Below are 17270 nucleotides of genomic sequence, written 5' to 3'. Positions count from 1 at the left end.
TCTCAGCCCTGCCATAACCGGCACGAACAAAAAGGCAAATGCCGCCGCCCTCACCGATGGAATGACGTGAGCATTATCGATCCACAGACTGATTAGCGGGGCACACGTATACATCAGCACCCCCAGAATCAAACCGAAGATGGCCAATACCAACGAAGATAACCGAGCGACCCTTTGGCCTGCTGCCCGGTTTCCCACCGCCTCATACTCAGCTACAAATTTGGATATCGCAGCCGGAAATCCAGCAGCTGCAATGGTAATGAACAGCGTATAAAAAGGATAAACCGTATTATAAATACCAAACACACCGTCGCCGCCGATATTTTGTAGCGGAATTTTTTGCAAAGTACCGATCAGCTTGCTCGCTACCGCCGCCAGTGTCAAAATGACAGCACCCCGTAGCAGCCGCGAAGCGGCGCGATTTTCCTGCATTCCCCGTCTCCACTCCTACCTGAAATATGCATCTTACACGATTCCTATTATACCGCCTCTTCTCCCGGAAAGAAAAAAACCCTGTACAACGGAGGACGGCTTTTGCCATCCTGTACGCCGTACAGGGGGTGAAACGGGGTGTTACTGTTCCATTTGCTTGCCCAGGAAGCCAGCGGCCGTTTCAGCCATTTTGATCTCCATTTCGGACATTTTTACATTCTCGTCCTTATTCAGCAAAATGACCGAACCAATGGGATCGCCACCGGAAACAATGGGAGCCGTCACAAAGGACGAGATTGTTTCTTCGTGGTCACGAGTCAGCTCATAGGAGCCGCCGGCTGTTTCCAGCACCGTTTTGCGATTATCCATACTATTTTCGATAATGCTGCCAATCGGCTTGTCCAAAAACTCCTTTTTGGAGCCTCCAGCCACCGTAATAATGGTGTCCCGATCGGTAATCATCGTAATATGGCCTGTGCTTTCAAACAGGGACTCAGCATATTCTTTGGCGAAATCACCAAGCTCACCGATAGGTGAATATTTTTTCAAAATGACTTCTCCGTCACGATCCACAAAGATCTCAAGCGGATCTCCTTCACGAATTCTCAAGGTGCGGCGAATTTCCTTCGGAATAACTACACGCCCAAGGTCATCAATACGGCGAACTATACCAGTAGCTTTCATTTCACATGTTGCCCCACTTTCCCAAGAAGAATTTAGTCAACTACTGACGGTATCGAAAGACGCTTCCACTCCCCCGGAAGCGGTCACGAAGAACGTCACGGTCATGGTGTTTATGGTGATATCTGACCATAGTATTCATCTGTTCCCAATTCCTTATGCATGTTCAGTTATTTACCTTCGTTTGTAGCCCCATCTTTGGCTGTTCCTGCCTTGGTATCGCTAGTACCACCCGTTGTTCCGCTTGGCGCAGTCGTGCTGCCTGTGCCCGGTGTGGTGCCGCTTTTCTCTTCCGCAGCAGGTGCCTTTGGCAAATTGAATTTCAAATTAAGCTTTGCCAAATCGTTTTCGGTAAATTTTTGGATGCTTTCCCCGGCCAGTTTGTTTTTCAGGGCAGCCTTTTCGTTGTCCTTCAATTTATCAAACGTAGGCTCATTGCGGGATTCCACCTTAATGATGTGATATCCATATTCCGTTTCCACCGGATCACCGATTTTGTTAATCGGCTGGGTTTCGGCTGCCTTTTTAAAAGCAGGCACCCATTGCGCTACGGACGCATTTTCATACAGACCGCCATTTGACGCAGAGCCTGGGTCCTCCGAATATTTTTTGGCAATTGTCGCAAAATCTGCTCCTCCGTCCAGCTTCGCCTTTACTTCCTTGGCCAGCTTGAGAGCATCTTCTTTTTTACGTTCTTTGTTCGTTTTTGGATCTGTGAAATTAATCAATACATGGCGCACGCTTGCGGTCGTGAATTGATCTTTATTTTTCTCAAATTCCTGTTTCAACTGATCGTCTGTTACTTTGTTCGTCTCACTGTTAATTACGGTCATTATGCGCGTGAAGTAATCTTTCACACCTTGCTCAGTCAGCTTTTGATCACTTAAAAACTTCTTGAACTTATCTTCTCCGACCGATTTTTTATACTGCTCCAGCTGTTCGTTCCCTTGTTTGGCACCCTGCTCCTTGGATTTGTCGTCCGCTTTAGCCGCTAGAAGCTTGTACACCACTTCCTGCTTTGCAATTTGCTCCCGCACTTGATCCGAAGCTAGCGCAGCTTCATATTCCGGGTACAAAAATTTCATCATGCTGATTTCCTGGTTGAACTCATTTTCTGTAATGGTTCCGCCTGTGTAGGTCACGACAGCCTTACTGTTGTCCTTCGGCTCGTCCTTGACCTTACTTTCATCAGCTTGCTTTGTACATGCCGCCAGCACGGATATAGCCAGCAGCGCTGCCATGCCCAAGGAGAGCATTCTCCAAGGTTTCCTTTTATTTAGTTGAGACATTTTGCAGTTCCTCCTTCAATGTGAATGCTTCTTTCAATGCACTCAAAAATTCCTCCAGCAGTTCTAGCAGTTGTGCATCATTTAGACCTTTACCCTTTATGCGTGCGCTCATAGAAGTACCCTGTTCAAATTGTACACGTCTTTCAAAGCGATTGCCAATCTCGGCAAGCTTGGCAGTCTGCAGCGCCTGCTGGCGCCCTTCGTGAAATTTCAACACCATATTGTCATCCCGTTGGACAATGGACTCGATGCCATACATCCGTCCATATACCTTGAGACGGGCTACGGCCAGCAAATGACGCACTGCCTCCGGCAGATCGCCAAACCGATCGACCAACTCATCCTCCAGCTCGGAAGCCTCGTCAAAGGTACTGACTGCCGCAACCTTTTTATAAATCTCAATCTTCTGAATGCTGTCATAAATATAGTCTCCCGGCAGGTATGCATCGACGCTCAAATCAATCGACGTACTCCAATTCCGATTCGATAGATCCTCTTCTCCAAGCACGCTGACCTTACGTTTATTAATCTCCTCAGCCAGCATTTGCGAATAAAGATCAAAACCGACGGATGCGATGAATCCATGCTGCTCTGCACCCAGCAAGTTACCCGCTCCGCGAATGGACAAGTCGCGCATTGCAATCTTGAACCCGGAGCCCAGCTCTGTGAACTCTTTGATGGACTGAAGGCGCTTCTCGGCTACTTCCGTAAGCACTTTATCCCGCTGGTACGTGAAATAAGCATAGGCGATCCGATTAGAACGGCCTACACGACCACGGAGCTGATAAAGCTGGGACAGCCCCATTTTATCGGCATCATGCACAATGAGCGTATTCACATTCGGGATATCCACTCCAGTTTCGATAATGCTGGTGCTGACCAATACATCATATTCGCCATCCAGGAAGTCCAAAATGGTCTTCTCCAGCTCGGTTTCGGACATCTGTCCATGGCCCACACCCACCTTAGCCTCTGGCACGAGCGCGTTGATCTCAGCAGCCATTTCCTGAATGCCCTGCACACGATTGTACAGGTAGTACACCTGCCCTCCACGTGCCATCTCACGTTCAATTGCCTCACGTACCAGCGTCTGGCTGTGCTCAACCACATAAGTCTGCACTGGAAAGCGGTTTTCGGGCGGTGTTTCAATGACCGACAGGTCACGCACACCCAGCATAGACATATGCAGCGTACGCGGAATAGGCGTAGCCGTTAACGTCAGCACGTCTACATTCGTTTTCAGCTTTTTCAGCTTTTCCTTGTGCGTCACGCCAAAGCGTTGCTCCTCATCGACAATCAGCAGCCCCAGATCCTTAAACACCAGATCCTGTGAAAGCAGGCGGTGGGTACCAATGACAATATCAACCGTACCTTGTCGAACTCCCTTGGTCGTCTCGTTCTGCTCTTTGCGCGTGCGGAAACGGCTCAACACCTGGATGTTGAACGGATACCCGGAAAAACGCTCACGGAACGTCTCATAGTGCTGCTGTGCCAAAATCGTTGTCGGTACCAGCACCGCTACCTGTTTGCCCTCAATCGCAGACTTAAAGGCAGCCCGAATAGCGACCTCCGTCTTGCCGTAGCCTACATCACCGCACAGCAAACGATCCATCGGACGGCTCTGCTCCATGTCCTTCTTAATTTCTTCAATGGCCCGAACCTGGTCACGGGTCTCTTCATATGGGAACATATCCTCAAATTCCTGCTGCTCCGGTGAATCCTTTTCAAAAGCAAACCCCGGCGCCGATTGACGCTCTGCATACAGCTTGATCAAGTCATCTGCAATGTCCTGAACCGAGCTGCGCACCTTGCTTTTAACTCGCGTCCACTCATTGCCGCCCAGCTTATAAATTTTGGGCTCTTTGTCTTCCGAGCCAACATACTTCTGAATCAGATCAATCTGTTCAATCGGCACCGACAGCTTATCGCCGCCCGCATAGAGAATGTGCATGTAATCCTTATGGATACCGCCAACCTCCAGCGTACCTATCCCCATGTATTTCCCGATCCCATGATTCTGATGAACGACATAATCGCCCACCTTCAGCTCGCTATAGCTCTTAATCCGCTCAGCATTGTCCACATGGCGGCCCTGCTTACGCGCTTTGCGCTGCTTCTGGGAGAACATTTCCCCCTCGGTAATGACTGCCAAATGAATAGATGGCATCTCAAAGCCGCTTTGCAGATTGCCAATAGCCATCGTAGGCTCATCAATGCCGTAGTCTTGAAGCACCCGGCGCATCCGATCCAGCCGTTCCTCTCCGCTTGCCAGCATCATCACCTGTGTGCCCGCCTTGCGCCAACGATCCATTTCCGCCTTGAGCACATTCATTTGACCGTGGAAATCCTGCATGCCCCGGCAAATGAAATTCAAAATATTTTGCGGCTGGGTATGCGGAACCTGGCGAAGGAAGATCGACAGGAACAAGGTCTGAAATCTTCGATTATACAGCAGATTGTCCGAGTTATCCGATAGCTCCAGTTGCGGTAGCGTTTTACCGTTTTGAAGCAAATGCAGATTCCATTCAGACTCATCTCGCTCCAGCTGCTTGGCCGTTTCCAGCATTCGCGCCGGTTCGTCGATCACCAGAATCGTATCCTCCGGCATGTAATCTGCCAAGGTTTTACGCTCCGGATACAGCAGGGAAATATATTTATAGATTTCATCAAAATACATATGCTCCCGCAGCAGCTCAATTTCACGATGGATCTCTTCTTTCAGATGCTGCTTGGCTTGGCGATCGGTCATTTTGCCCAACTGCTCCTCCAGCAAAATCGCAGCGGCATCCGCTGCCTGATCCATACGCTCGTTGCTCGCAATCACTTCCTTACACGGCGTTACAATCACGTTCTGCACCTTTTCTACTGAACGCTGATCCTGCGGATCAAACATACGAATAGAGTCAATTTCATCATCAAACAGCTCCACACGGTAGCCCCAACGGGTTGTCATCGGATAGAAATCAATAATTCCCCCGCGTACACTCATCTCACCACGCGACTCTACACGTTCTACACGCTGGTATCCCATTTCGACCATATGCAGCAAAAACGACTCTAGCTGAATCGTCTCGCCTTCTTTCAGCTCGATACGAGCCTCACGCCATGTTTCTGGAACTGGCAGTAAACGCCGAACACCAGAAAAAGGCACAACAACAACCCCACGAAAACCCTGGGCGCATCGTATCAATACATCAATTCGTTGGGATAATGTCTCTGGACTGGATATCGCTGCTTCAGCAGCTACCAGCTCGTTAGCAGGATACAATAAAACCTGATCAGGAGAAAGCGCTTCCTGCAAATCATCTGCTATTTTTTGAGCGGAAAACATATTGTGCGTCATGACCATCAACGGTCGTCCAATATCTTCGGCAAGTGCGGCCATCAGTACCTGTCTTGAAGAGCCCGATAAACCGGATATCAGCTGTTCCTTCATGCCTGATGATATGCCTGCTGCAATGGATGCATAATCAGCATCCTTCGTAAAAGCCTGAATAAGTGCTTGTAACAAAAAAGGCACCCCTTTATGCTTATAAATAGTTACATGTAAACCGAAAAAGAAGCCTCAGCAATGCTGCCAAGGCTCCATAAGCGAAAAATATCGCTTCACCTCTCAAGCTGGTACATCTGACCAGTTGAATACCTATTATTGGAGCGGATTTACGAGCAAACTCAGCTCCGGGTTATTTTCCAGCGCTTGGCTGCAATGCTCGCAAATGACTTTGACAGTCACTTCGCCGCCCGAATTATACGCTATTATATCTCTACGCTCGGCAGGGGTCAAGGAATGGAAGCCCAACCTTTCTTCGGTTATTGCCGCGGAATCAATGCGTCCCAAGAAAGTTCGACAATGTCTGCATACATAATTAACAACCATGTAATGTATATGCCTCCTGAAAGTTTTCTATACCTTTCAGTATGTCCAACAATCTTCCATTTAAGCCCGTCTGCCTCTGCCTGAGCTACTTATTGAATTCTGCCATCGTCCGTTCAAAAGGATGACCCAAGCTATATTCCAAAGCGTTGCACGTATCTTCTATCATCCCGGTCAACAAATCTTTTTCCTTCTTAGGGAAGGTCCCCAGAACGTAATCGACAATAGCATGTCCAGGCTCTGGGCGGGAAATGCCCATACGAATCCGGTTGAAGGATTGTGTTCCTGTATGCTGAATGATTGATTTAATGCCGTTATGGCCGCCTGCGCTGCCTTGATAACGCAATCTTATTTTACCAACCTCTGTATCCAGATCATCATACACAACGATCAAATCTTCGAGATCCGCTTTATAGTAGTCCATATAAGCACGCAAAGACTCGCCTGAGAGATTCATATAAGTCATCGGCTTGATTAACACGGTTTTTACGCCGCCGATATGCCCCTCTCCAATTAACGCCTTGCATTTGCTTTGATTGATCTGGATGTTATGACGTGAGGCCAGTGCATCGAGCGCCATAAATCCCACATTATGTCTCGTTTTCTCGTATTGGGGACCAGGGTTACCTAATCCTACAATCCACTTCATGAACCATGACACCCTCTTTCGAAGTCTGTATTTTTTGGTAAAATAGTTGTATTGAACAGGAAGGTGCGTGCCGATATGCTCAATCAGGGTGATATCCTCTTATACGACAGCCATTTTCTATATCATTTAAAACATTCCGTTCCTGTCCAGATTTATGACGGGAATGTACACATTCAGATTGGCATCATTGCACGTTTTAATGAGCATTTTGTCGAAATAGAGGACACGCTATACAATCGTCAACGCTTCACATTTATATCTCGGCCAGGCTTTTAGCCTGACATGCTGATAGGGGTTACCTTTTCCGTATAGGAAAAAGCAACCCCTTTTTTAATGAGCCAGCGCTTATTCGATTTCAAACAGTTTGCTGATCGACAATTCCTCATGCACACGGATGATGGCTTCTCCCATTAACGGGGCCACAGACAGAACCTTCAGCTTGCTTGTCGGATTCGGGTGAACGATCGGAATGGTATCCGTCACGACCACCTCTTTTAATGGCGAATTCTCCAGTCTTTCCATCGCAGGGCCGGACAGCACGGCATGTGTACAGCACGCATACACGTCTTTTACGCCGCCCTCTTTAAGCGCATTTGCGCCCAACACAATCGTTCCGGCTGTATCAATGATATCATCAATTAAAATAGCCGTTTTCCCTTCGATGTTCCCGATGATGTTCATGACTTCACTGACATTTGGCTCTGGACGACGCTTATCAATAATAGCGAGCGGCGCACTCAGGAAGTCCGCCAGTTTGCGCGCACGAACAACCCCGCCATGATCGGGTGAAACGACAATCGGGTTCTCAATTTGCTTGGAACGAAAATATTGGGCCAAAATTGGCGCTCCCAGCATATGATCCACTGGAATATCAAAGAATCCCTGAATCTGCATGGCATGCAAATCCATACTGATTACGCGGTGAGCTCCCGCCTTCTCAATCAGGTTGGCGACGAGCTTCGCCGTAATCGGATCACGCGAACGGGCTTTACGATCCTGACGAGCGTAACCGTAATATGGCATAACGACATTGATGCTTTTCGCGGAAGCGCGTTTAAGTGCATCAATCATAACCAATAGCTCCATCAAATTATCGTTAACCGGTAGACAAGTCGACTGCACAACGTACACATGACAGCCGCGAACGCTTTCCGACAGCTTAATCTGAATTTCACCGTCACTAAACGATGTGGTATGGGATTCCCCCATCGGGATTCCGATGTAGTCCGCAATCTGGTGGGCTAACTTCGGATTGGAGTTACAAGTAAATATTTTGAGTTTGGAATCGCAATAAGTCATTAATAGAAACCCTCCGTGCTGGTTCATTCATTACAGATTCAACAGCTTGCTGATTAAGGTCATTCCGATCTTTTTTTCTTCGCTTTGGCACGCGCGCGGATTTTATCCGCATATCCGGCTTTGTTCTCTTGACGTGGTCTGGCAATGGCCAGATCATTATCAGGGACAGCATGTGTTACAGTGGAGCCTGCTACGACATAAGCACCTTTTCCAATCTTAATCGGGGCGATCAGATTCACATTGCTGCCAATAAAGGCATCGTCTTCAATTTCTGTAATGGATTTATTATATCCATCATAATTGACCGTTATCGCCCCGCAGCCAATATTTACGTTTGTTCCCACCTTGGCATCACCGACATAGCTCAAATGAGACACCTTGGAGTGATCCCCAATGGTCGCATTCTTCACCTCAACAAAATCACCGATCTTCACATGTTCGCCAAGCTTCGCACCTGGACGCAGATAAGCGAACGGACCCACAGACGTGCTGCTTCCCACTTCCGCTTCGTTCAACACCGAATGTTTTACCGTTGCGCCCGAATGAACAATCGTATTTTGAATCTCAGCCTGCGGCCCAATGACGCAATCTTCGCCAATTTGCGTCTGACCATGCAGCCATGTGTTCGGGTACAGCACCGTATCGGAGCCAATGACAACCTCGCTCCCGATGTAGGTAGAGGACGGATCAATGATTGTGACACCATTCAACATGTGCTTGCGAACGATACGTTCACGCATATAGCCCTCAGCCACCGACAAAGCGACTCTGTCGTTTACACCGATGGATTCCGATACATCAGCTGTCAGATACGCCTCGATCTGCTCACCTTCACCATGCAAAATACCAATGACATCTGTCAGGTAGTATTCCTGCTGTGCATTGGTGTTCGTTACCTTGTCCAGCGCTGCGAACAGCTTGGCATTGTCAAAACAGTACGTTCCCGTGTTGATCTCCCGAACAGCATCCTCCTCAGGTGAGCAATCCTTCTGCTCCACGATTTTGAGCACAGCTCCTGAGGCGTCACGGATAACTCGTCCATATCCTTTCGGGTCATCCAGCTCAGCAGTCAGAATCGTAGCAGCCGCTCCCCGGCTTTCGTGCAGTTGCACCAAGCCCTCCAGCGTTTCCGCTGTGATCAGCGGGGTGTCTCCACAGATGACGATGGTCGTACCTTTCTCCTGACCGAGCAAGTCTTTGGCCTGCTTGACGGCATGGCCTGTTCCCAATTGCTCTGCCTGAAGCGCATATTCTGCTGATGGTCCCAAGTAAGACTGTACCGCTTCTGCACCATGACCCACGACAACTACACTTCGGGAAACCCCGATTTCACGAACCGTGTCGAGCACATGGCCAACCATCGGTTTTCCGCACACCGGATGCAGAACTTTATATAATTTGGATTTCATACGTTTTCCCTGCCCTGCGGCAAGAATGACTGCCAACCTTTCCAACAAGTCCAACCTCCTATCCTGAAAATAACAGTTACCCTTGGCTAAATCGTTAATTCCCAGATCAGATTTTGCTTAACTTTTCACAATCCTCCTGAAAAATAACGGCGAACCTTTGGTTAATGGCTATTTTTTCAGGCCAGCTTGTGCTGGACATTCATCCCCGGGACGCATAGCTGCACAGTCCCTGTCTTATGAAAAAGCCGCTTCGGCAGCCCGGATGACTCCAAGTTGCCTTAAAACTGACTGTTAACTCACTAAAGAATATATCTCATTCCAGCCAAAAAGAAAAGAGAGCCACAGTTAGTGGCTCTCTTTTTCTTTTGTACCCCAATCCTGCTTTAGGCGAATCAAGCGCCTTCTTCAATAGCGACTTCTTCATCCACAGCTGCGCGTTCGTACTCAGTCAAAACAGCAGCCTGAATCTTCTCACGGGTTCCTGAAGAAATCGGGTGAGCGATATCGCGAAACTCTCCGTCCGGGGTTCGTTTGCTTGGCATAGCTACGAACATTCCGTTATTACCGTCGATAACTCGGATGTCATGAACAACAAACTCGTTATCAATCGTAATGGATGCAATCGCCTTCATTCTTCCTTCTGAGTTCACTCGGCGAAGTCTAACATCCGTAATCTGCATGTGTGTTTCACCACCTTTTTCCAAATAGGACTTGGTGTAATATTCCACACAGCGATTCGAATTCCTTCTTTTTTTGGACAATTCGTATCCTAAATTCAGGTAATTTTTTTGAAAAGATTTCTTTTCGACATATTTAGGTATTTTATGATGGATTGTGACAATTTACTGCCCTGCCAAGTCATCAAAATAATTTCCCAGCTTGACTGTAATTTGTTTGCTTCGAGAATCGACTGCGGTCAGATTGGCCAGTGAAATATAATCTTGCAGCAGGCGCTCTTCATTCTCAACCTCGCCCGATTCCACCAGCACACCTACTCCGGCTACCTCAGCGTCAAACTCGGCCAGCAAATCGACCATTCCCTGAATCGTTCCGCCCGCTTTCATAAAATCATCTACGATGAGCACACGCGATTTCTCTCGCATCGCACGTCTGGATAAAGACATCGTATGCAGGCTCTTTTGCGAGCCTGAAACATAATTAATACTTACAGCCGAGCCTTCTGTCACTTGATGGTCACGCCGTACGAGAACGACTGGCAGATTCAGCTGCGCTCCCGTTGCATAAGCGAGAGGAATCCCCTTGGTCTCCACCGTCATCACCACATCAATTTGGCGATTCGCAAAAGCGGTCGCAAATATTTTGCCAGCCTCGTTCATCATCGCCGGTTGGCCCAGCAAATCGGACAGGTACAGATATCCCCCTGGCAATATGCGATCAGGCTGTTCCAGTTGGGCACACAGGTCGTTCGCAAACGTAAGTGCGTGCTCCTTGGAAAGCCTTGGGATGAGCTTGACGCCCCCTGCCGCTCCTGCAAGCGTCAGAAGCTCTCCAATGCCCTCATCCTCGAATACTTCCTTGATAATGGCCAGATCCTCGCTTATAGATGACTTGGCCGCCCCATAGCGATCCGCAAAATGAGTAAGAGGCACCAGCGTATGCGGCCGTGATAACAAAAATTGCGTCATTTCCACCAATCGTGAGCTTCTTTTAAGTTTCTTCACAACAATTCCTCGCGATCTATTCTCCTGCCGCCCGCTTCGTACAGCAAAGCACCGGCGGACTGGCCGGTTGCTGGCGGAATGTAAGTGGTATAGTAAAATCCGAATATTTAATAGTAAATATATCATCTTCGTACGTATTTGTACAACAATTACCACTATAATTGGCAAAAAATAATTAAAATCAGGTCAAAAGTCGTACTGCATACACATCTTTACAAAAACCTCTCAGACCGTTGTAGATCCGCGGCACTTTTGCTTCCTTCGATACCAGTCCAAACACCGTAGGTCCGCTGCCTGACATCAGCACACCATCTGCTCCCAAACGGATCATGGAGTTTTTGAGATGCTCCACTTCAGGGTAGAGCTTCAGCGTTACATCCTCCAGTACGTTACCCAATGCATTGCACACCTCGGTAAAAGAAGCGTTGCGGATCGCATTCTCCATCTGCTGGGCAGACGGGTGGTGCGCAATCTGGTCCGCTTTGACGCGTCCGTACACTTCTGCGGTCGATACATTAATCGGCGGCTTGGCAAGAATCACCCAGCATTGGGGCGGGTTCGGAAGCGGCTTGAGCAGTTCTCCGCGTCCGCTCGCTAAAGCTGTACCCCCTGTAATACAGAAAGGCACATCTGAGCCCAGTTCCGCACCCAGCACTCTTAATTCTGCATCCGAAATGCCAAGCTTCCACAGCTTGTTTAATCCACGCAGTGCGGCAGCGGCATCACTGCTTCCACCCGCCAATCCTGCCGCCACCGGGATATGCTTATCCAAATGGATATGCACCCCCGTAGACACGTTATAACGTTCCTTAATCAGACGTGCAGCCTGAAAGGCCAAATTCTTTTCATCCAACGGTATGTACCCGGCCTGGCTTGAAATAATAATGGTATCACGCGGTAACTCGGACATCGTCAAACGATCGGACAGATCGACCATGGTCATGATCATTTCGACCTCATGATATCCATCATTCCGCTTGTGTAAAACATCAAGCATTAAATTAATTTTCGCCGGTGCTTTTTCGTATATTTTCAAGGCGTTCACCCACCTTCAACTTTTCCCTCAAGACAGCTTAACATATTATATCAGACTCAGCGTGTCAAGTCATGAGGTTCAAAAAAGCGGAGATTACCCGGTACAGACCGGATATCCCCGCTTTTTCATAGCACCACCGATGATTACGATTTGCGGGAAGCTGCCTGCTCCGCAAGCTGAATGGCCCGCTTGACCATATTACCCGCATCTTTGGCCTTGATGCCTCCCCAGCCCTCTTCCTTGACCGTGTCGTAAAACCCGAGATCCTTGGCCAGCTCGTACTTTAGCTCCTCCGACATAACACTCCGTCTTCTTCGGCTCATGCATACGCCTCCTTCGGCAATGGAATAAGGAAGATCATTCCCGCCTTAGTATGCGCAGAGATGCCAAGCTTTATCCTGTTCCACATATACAAAACGGCCTCGTCATCTGGAATGACGAGGCCGCCGTTAAACCTGCAAAGCTGGTATAAATTACGTAACACCAATTAAGGTGCTTCAAAATACTCGACTACACTTGTATGGGAGTCGGGATCATATACAGTGACCTCCACCGACTCGGTAAGGATGTCAGCATAGCTGTAGGAGACGCGTTTAAACGTTTGTTGCTCCTGATCCAGCTTGACGATAAAAACAGAAGGGTACGTTTCTTCCAAGACACCAGTTCGTTCGACGGTCTTACGGCGTCCGCCGTTAGCCCGCAGCAAAATTTTTTGCCCTACATGTGCGTCGAGACTGCGTTTGATTTCCAACAGCGTATTTTTTGCCATTGCCTAACGACCACCTCTTTCCTTGTCCATTATAACGAATTTTAGAGAGATTGTCAAATCAAGCTAAATATTATAACAACACAAAAAATAAGTTGTCAATTTAAATTTTTGCGAACAGGAACGATGCCTATAAAAATGACAAAAAGCCCCTGTCTACAGAGGCTTTTGTTCAGGCAAATTTTATCCAGCATTAACACGTTCAAACTCTAGATAGCGGAAGGCGTTACTTTAAGGGTCGACAAATTTTCAAGCTTGGGCAGGCCGATGCGATAACTTCCCCGAGTCTCGATACCACCCACTCCACGGCTGCCGCTGATCGTCTGATGGAACAGATCTCCCATGTTGACCGTATCACGGATTGACGTAAAGGCCGCCTTGGCAGCCACGTAAACCGGGTCCAGCGCATGAATCAGGATTCGTCCCGGTGAACTGGCGAAATTCGCTCCTGCACGCAGCAGTGCCTCAAAATGGGACTGGCACGCCCCCGCTACAATCGTCAGTGAATCCAGATGGCGTTCATATTGTCTGGCTACCTGAATCGCCGCCACAAAATTTTGCGAATTTTTGTAGCTTTTCAGACTGTACAAGTCATAAGGCTGCGGCTGCTTCAATACACCGTCATGTCCAGTAATAACTACGATATCCGGACGGATGCGGGGAAGCAGCCGGTACAACGTGTCGGCCATCGCCGATTCGTGAACGTGATGCCCCTCTGCGGGAACACGGAGCTGCTCATATAGGCTGAGACATTTTTTCAAGTAGCCAGGGTCTCCATCCAGATGAAGCACCTTACCGGGCATTTCAAAGTATGTCGACTCTACCGGATCACTCCACTCCCCAATCAGAGCCGCCTGACTGCGGGCAGCTTGGCGCTGTCTTGCCTGCTGCAACAGATTAAGAGACTCTCCAGCCTTAATATGGGCCTGCCGAGTCTTACCGCTAATCTGTTCCGCAGGCACCTTGACCAGATCGTTCATAGGGGAATCGGCCAGCAGCCGAAATTCCGTCCCCTTGATGATCGCTTTATCCCGCTGGATGTCCTCGACGCGAAACGTGACATCTCCGCCATACGATTTTCGAACGACCAAGTCTCCTAAAATCATCACACTGTATCACCCCTCCTATATCGTATGGGTGAATGCACAGTTTGGTTACAGCTTAGGAAATCCCGGCTTCCAGCAGCACAGCGCTGAGACGCGCAAATTCCTCAATGCTTAGCGTTTCTCCCCGACGGGAAGGTTCAATACCAGCCTGCTGCAACAACGGCTCCAGCGCGTCCCTGTTCTCTTTGGTGAAGAAGCGGCTTTTCAAGTTATTGGAGATCGTTTTGCGACGCTGGGCAAAAGCGGCATGAATGACCTCAAAAAAGTGCTTCTCATCCACCACCTCCACCGGAGGGGTTTCTCGCACACGCAGACGAATCACTGCCGATTCTACATTCGGCTGGGGAATGAACACCGTATTCGGCACGATGCAGACCAACTCAGGCTCGCTATAATATTGCACTGCAATGCTCAGGCTGCCATAATCCTTCGTACCTGGAGACGCAGCCATACGCTCAGCCACTTCCTTTTGGATCATGACCACGATATTCTCCAGAGGAAGCTTGTCCTCCAGCAGCCTCATCAGAATCGGTGTAGTAACGTAGTACGGCAGATTAGCCACCACGCTCACTTTACTGACCCCTGCAAAATCAGAGGCGAACACCTCTCGCAAATCCAGCTTTAGCACATCCCCGTGACGGACCTTCACATGCTCATAAGGAGCCAGCACTTCCTCGAGAATAGGCAGCAGCCGCTGATCAATCTCGACAGCAGTTACGACCTTGGCCGATTGCGCCAGCTTTTCGGTCAAAGCACCAATCCCGGGACCGATCTCAAGTGCACCCTTGGTGTCATCCAATCCGGCAGCACTCACGATCTTGTTCAGAATATTTTGATCAATCAGAAAATTTTGGCCCAAACTCTTTTTGAACGAAAAACCGTGCCGTTGAATAATTTCCTTCGTACGGCGCGGTGTTGCTATATCTTGAATCCCTGTCATACGGATATCACAATCCTTCACTTTCGATTTGCGCCAGCGCACTGGCGAATTCCTCACGGCTGATCTGAAATACAGCGAGCCGTTTATGCAGCTGCTTTCCGTTGCAATAGCCAATACCCAGTATATTGCCGAGTGCCATACGGCGCGCAGCAGCATTTGGGTGGGTGATCAGTCCGGCGTCAATCAAATCCGCCCACTCAATCAGCGGATCGGCTCCTTCCACCGTCGTATGTACTCGTGCGAGAGCGTGTCTGATGGCCTCTGGTGAAGCATTCTCCACCCCAATATCTCCTTTACGCGTCGCTTCCGCCTCGGGTATAAAGGCCTGCTTGCAGCCGGGTACCTTGGAGGCGATAATTTTGCGGATGCGTTCCCCTGCATGATCGGGATCAGTCAAAATAATGACACCCCGCCGCTCCTGCGCCAATGCAATTTTGCGCAGCGTCATTTTATTAATGGCAGAGCCGCCAGTTTCTATTGTGTCCGCTTCAACAGCACGACGAATAGCCACTGTATCATCCCGACCCTCGACCACGATCACTTCCTTGATCATTTTACGTTTCCCTCCACTGCTACACAGCATGCTATATTTATCTTTCCCTGCTTTTGAAAACAAAATAAGAAGAGGATATCCTCTTCTTAGCATGGCATAACTATGATGTTAATACTATCGCATTGCCCTGAACATACACAAGCCGTTTTAGTTGATTTCAGGCTTTACCGGTCCGATTACATATACAGTTTTACCGTGCTTGCGACCAAATTGGTTAGCCCGGCTCAAACTCTCATAATACACATCGATTTTGTGGCCTTTAATGGCGCCACCGATATCCTCCGCACGGCGGAAGCCCACCCCTTCAATGTACACCCACCAACCGATTGGAATGATGCTTGGATCGACAGCGATGGTCCGTCCTTCCGTGACACGTGTACCGGAAGCCGTACGTGTACCGATACCCGGCTCCTGTGAGGAATACGCCGTCATGGAGACGTTCTGCAATACTTTGCTGTATTTAAAATTTACACCAGCTTTACGGACAGCATTGCCCGAACTCACCTGTGTTGCCTTACCGGTATCTTCCGGACCGACAGAAGCAGCCAGAACGACCGGTTTTTTCTTCGTTCCTACCGCAATTACCTTATCCACACGCTTCTGTGCGACTTCCTTGTTGACCAGCTGCTTGGATACCAATTTTCCGTCATGGTATACCTTCTGAACGTGCTGGACGACAACACCTGATTTACCGCTTTGGAGGACCCGATTATCGCCCTTATAGAGACTCGGATCGGACGTTTTGATGACCTGATAAGGCACCTGTTTCTTCTGTTCGACCTGCTGTTTCTTCACGCGGACGATTTTTATGTCCATGTTAGACGAAACAGAAGCATCGAGCGCAGGGTAAACCTTGTCATTTGACGATAATTTATAGCCCGAAGTGCGAATGGCACCCTCTACTGTATTTTCTGTTGTGTACAGCTTTTTCGTCTCATTGCCTGAGGTCACTTTAACTTGATTGGCACGTTTGATGATTACGCGATCCCCATCCTGTATGGCTCCGTTCAGCGGCATAGAAATCGTATCATGCGGCTGCAGTGAAATGGAATGCTCATTGAGCAAATCCTGGAGCTTGGATTCCCGGGTTTCTACCGCAGATGCCTTACCATTGATGACAAAAAAGACCTGTTTCTTAGATTGAGTGTACACCAGAATTGAAATCATAATCGTTAGTGCAATTAGAAAAATAGCGACCAAAGCAGCCTGGCGCACATTTTCCTTCTTCCAACGTAATACGTAAGACATGCTGGATGAGCGTGACTCATGGGTCTCCTCTTTTTGGAAAATGCCCATTTCCTCCGTCCTCCTTACATAGCCCGCCGTCTAGAGTAAGACATAGTTGAGATTTGACGTGACTATAACAGATTTTCTACAAGACAAGCCCGTAATGCGACTGTCCTGCACCATGTACCCGTCTTCGCGGCATGCTGTCCTCCCCTGTTTAACCACAGTATGATGACAGATTTTCTTTTATTCACAAACAAAAAAAGCCAGAGAAAGAGACTAGAGAGCTCTTTCGTGGCTTCCAGCATGTAGTGAATATGCGGAAAA

The 17270-nt window shown here is 48.6% G+C and carries 18 protein-coding genes; 1 reads left to right on the top strand and 17 read right to left on the bottom strand.

Annotation, left to right across the window (positions count from 1 at the left end; genetic code table 11):
• The 6 genes from WG8_RS27555 to pth form a co-directional block, all read right to left on the bottom strand.
• The coding region (locus tag WG8_RS27555) for an oligosaccharide flippase family protein (RefSeq protein WP_007428024.1) at positions 1 to 432 on the bottom strand (432 nt) is incomplete at its 3' end.
• 141 nt (positions 433 to 573) lie between these two features.
• Positions 574 to 1116, bottom strand: a complete 543-nt coding sequence (gene spoVT, locus WG8_RS00165) for a stage V sporulation protein T (RefSeq protein ID WP_007428023.1) — start codon at positions 1114 to 1116, stop codon at positions 574 to 576.
• 167 nt (positions 1117 to 1283) lie between these two features.
• A complete protein-coding gene (locus WG8_RS00160; protein WP_007428022.1) occupies positions 1284 to 2402 on the bottom strand; it encodes a peptidylprolyl isomerase in 1119 nt (372 codons plus the stop codon).
• On the bottom strand, positions 2386 to 5913 hold the full coding sequence (gene mfd, locus WG8_RS00155) for a transcription-repair coupling factor (protein WP_007428021.1): 3528 nt from the start codon (positions 5911 to 5913) through the stop codon (positions 2386 to 2388). The genes WG8_RS00160 and mfd overlap by 17 nt, the downstream gene beginning before the upstream one ends.
• 135 nt (positions 5914 to 6048) lie before the next feature.
• Entirely contained in the window at positions 6049 to 6279 is a 231-nt protein-coding gene (locus WG8_RS00150) for an anti-sigma-F factor Fin family protein (protein WP_007428020.1), read from the bottom strand.
• A gap of 85 nt (positions 6280 to 6364) precedes the next feature.
• Positions 6365 to 6925 (bottom strand): aminoacyl-tRNA hydrolase, encoded by a 561-nt coding sequence (gene pth, locus WG8_RS00145; protein WP_007428019.1) that lies wholly within the window; start codon positions 6923 to 6925, stop codon positions 6365 to 6367.
• A 75-nt stretch (positions 6926 to 7000) separates the two neighbouring features.
• On the opposite strand from pth, the gene WG8_RS29385 reads away from it, so the two are divergent.
• Positions 7001 to 7201, top strand: a complete 201-nt coding sequence (locus tag WG8_RS29385) for a hypothetical protein (protein ID WP_043890646.1) — start codon at positions 7001 to 7003, stop codon at positions 7199 to 7201.
• 69 nt (positions 7202 to 7270) lie between these two features.
• On the opposite strand, the gene WG8_RS00135 is transcribed toward WG8_RS29385, so the two are convergent.
• The 11 genes from WG8_RS00135 to WG8_RS00085 all read right to left on the bottom strand — a co-directional run bounded on the left by WG8_RS00135 (position 7271) and on the right by WG8_RS00085 (position 17012).
• Positions 7271 to 8224, bottom strand: a complete 954-nt coding sequence (locus WG8_RS00135) for a ribose-phosphate diphosphokinase (RefSeq protein WP_007428018.1) — start codon at positions 8222 to 8224, stop codon at positions 7271 to 7273.
• A 59-nt stretch (positions 8225 to 8283) separates the two neighbouring features.
• Positions 8284 to 9681, bottom strand: coding sequence for a bifunctional UDP-N-acetylglucosamine diphosphorylase/glucosamine-1-phosphate N-acetyltransferase GlmU (glmU, locus tag WG8_RS00130; RefSeq protein WP_083837519.1), 1398 nt, complete (start codon positions 9679 to 9681; stop codon positions 8284 to 8286).
• Between the two features lie 344 nt (positions 9682 to 10025).
• A complete protein-coding gene (gene spoVG, locus WG8_RS00125) occupies positions 10026 to 10313 on the bottom strand; it encodes a septation regulator SpoVG (RefSeq protein WP_007428016.1) in 288 nt (95 codons plus the stop codon).
• Positions 10314 to 10475: 162 nt separating this feature from the next.
• Positions 10476 to 11315, bottom strand: coding sequence for a pur operon repressor (purR, locus tag WG8_RS00120; RefSeq protein ID WP_043890645.1), 840 nt, complete (start codon positions 11313 to 11315; stop codon positions 10476 to 10478).
• Positions 11316 to 11496: 181 nt separating this feature from the next.
• Positions 11497 to 12351 carry a 4-(cytidine 5'-diphospho)-2-C-methyl-D-erythritol kinase gene (ispE, locus tag WG8_RS00115; protein WP_007428014.1) on the bottom strand — a complete coding sequence of 285 codons (855 nt, stop codon included), beginning with the start codon at positions 12349 to 12351 and terminating at the stop codon, positions 11497 to 11499.
• A 143-nt stretch (positions 12352 to 12494) separates the two neighbouring features.
• Positions 12495 to 12674: a small, acid-soluble spore protein, alpha/beta type gene (locus tag WG8_RS00110; protein WP_007428013.1), complete on the bottom strand. Its 180-nt coding sequence runs from the start codon at positions 12672 to 12674 to the stop codon at positions 12495 to 12497.
• Between the two features lie 164 nt (positions 12675 to 12838).
• Complete coding sequence (veg, locus tag WG8_RS00105; RefSeq protein WP_007428012.1) at positions 12839 to 13120, bottom strand: biofilm formation stimulator Veg; 282 nt, start codon at positions 13118 to 13120, stop codon at positions 12839 to 12841.
• Positions 13121 to 13326: 206 nt separating this feature from the next.
• Positions 13327 to 14223, bottom strand: a complete 897-nt coding sequence (yabG, locus tag WG8_RS00100) for a sporulation peptidase YabG (protein ID WP_043890649.1) — start codon at positions 14221 to 14223, stop codon at positions 13327 to 13329.
• 55 nt (positions 14224 to 14278) lie between these two features.
• On the bottom strand, positions 14279 to 15163 hold the full coding sequence (gene rsmA, locus WG8_RS00095; RefSeq protein ID WP_007428010.1) for a 16S rRNA (adenine(1518)-N(6)/adenine(1519)-N(6))-dimethyltransferase RsmA: 885 nt from the start codon (positions 15161 to 15163) through the stop codon (positions 14279 to 14281).
• 7 nt (positions 15164 to 15170) lie between these two features.
• On the bottom strand, positions 15171 to 15716 hold the full coding sequence (rnmV, locus tag WG8_RS00090) for a ribonuclease M5 (RefSeq protein WP_007428009.1): 546 nt from the start codon (positions 15714 to 15716) through the stop codon (positions 15171 to 15173).
• A gap of 147 nt (positions 15717 to 15863) precedes the next feature.
• Entirely contained in the window at positions 15864 to 17012 is a 1149-nt protein-coding gene (locus WG8_RS00085; protein WP_007428008.1) for a 3D domain-containing protein, read from the bottom strand.
• Between the last annotated feature and the right edge of the window lie 258 nt (positions 17013 to 17270).

The sequence above is a fragment of the Paenibacillus sp. Aloe-11 genome (assembly GCF_000245715.1).
Taxonomy (GTDB): Bacteria; Bacillota; Bacilli; order Paenibacillales; family Paenibacillaceae; genus Paenibacillus; species Paenibacillus kribbensis.
Note: the sequence above shows the minus strand (reverse complement) of the source record. Positions and strands in the feature narration are given on the sequence as shown.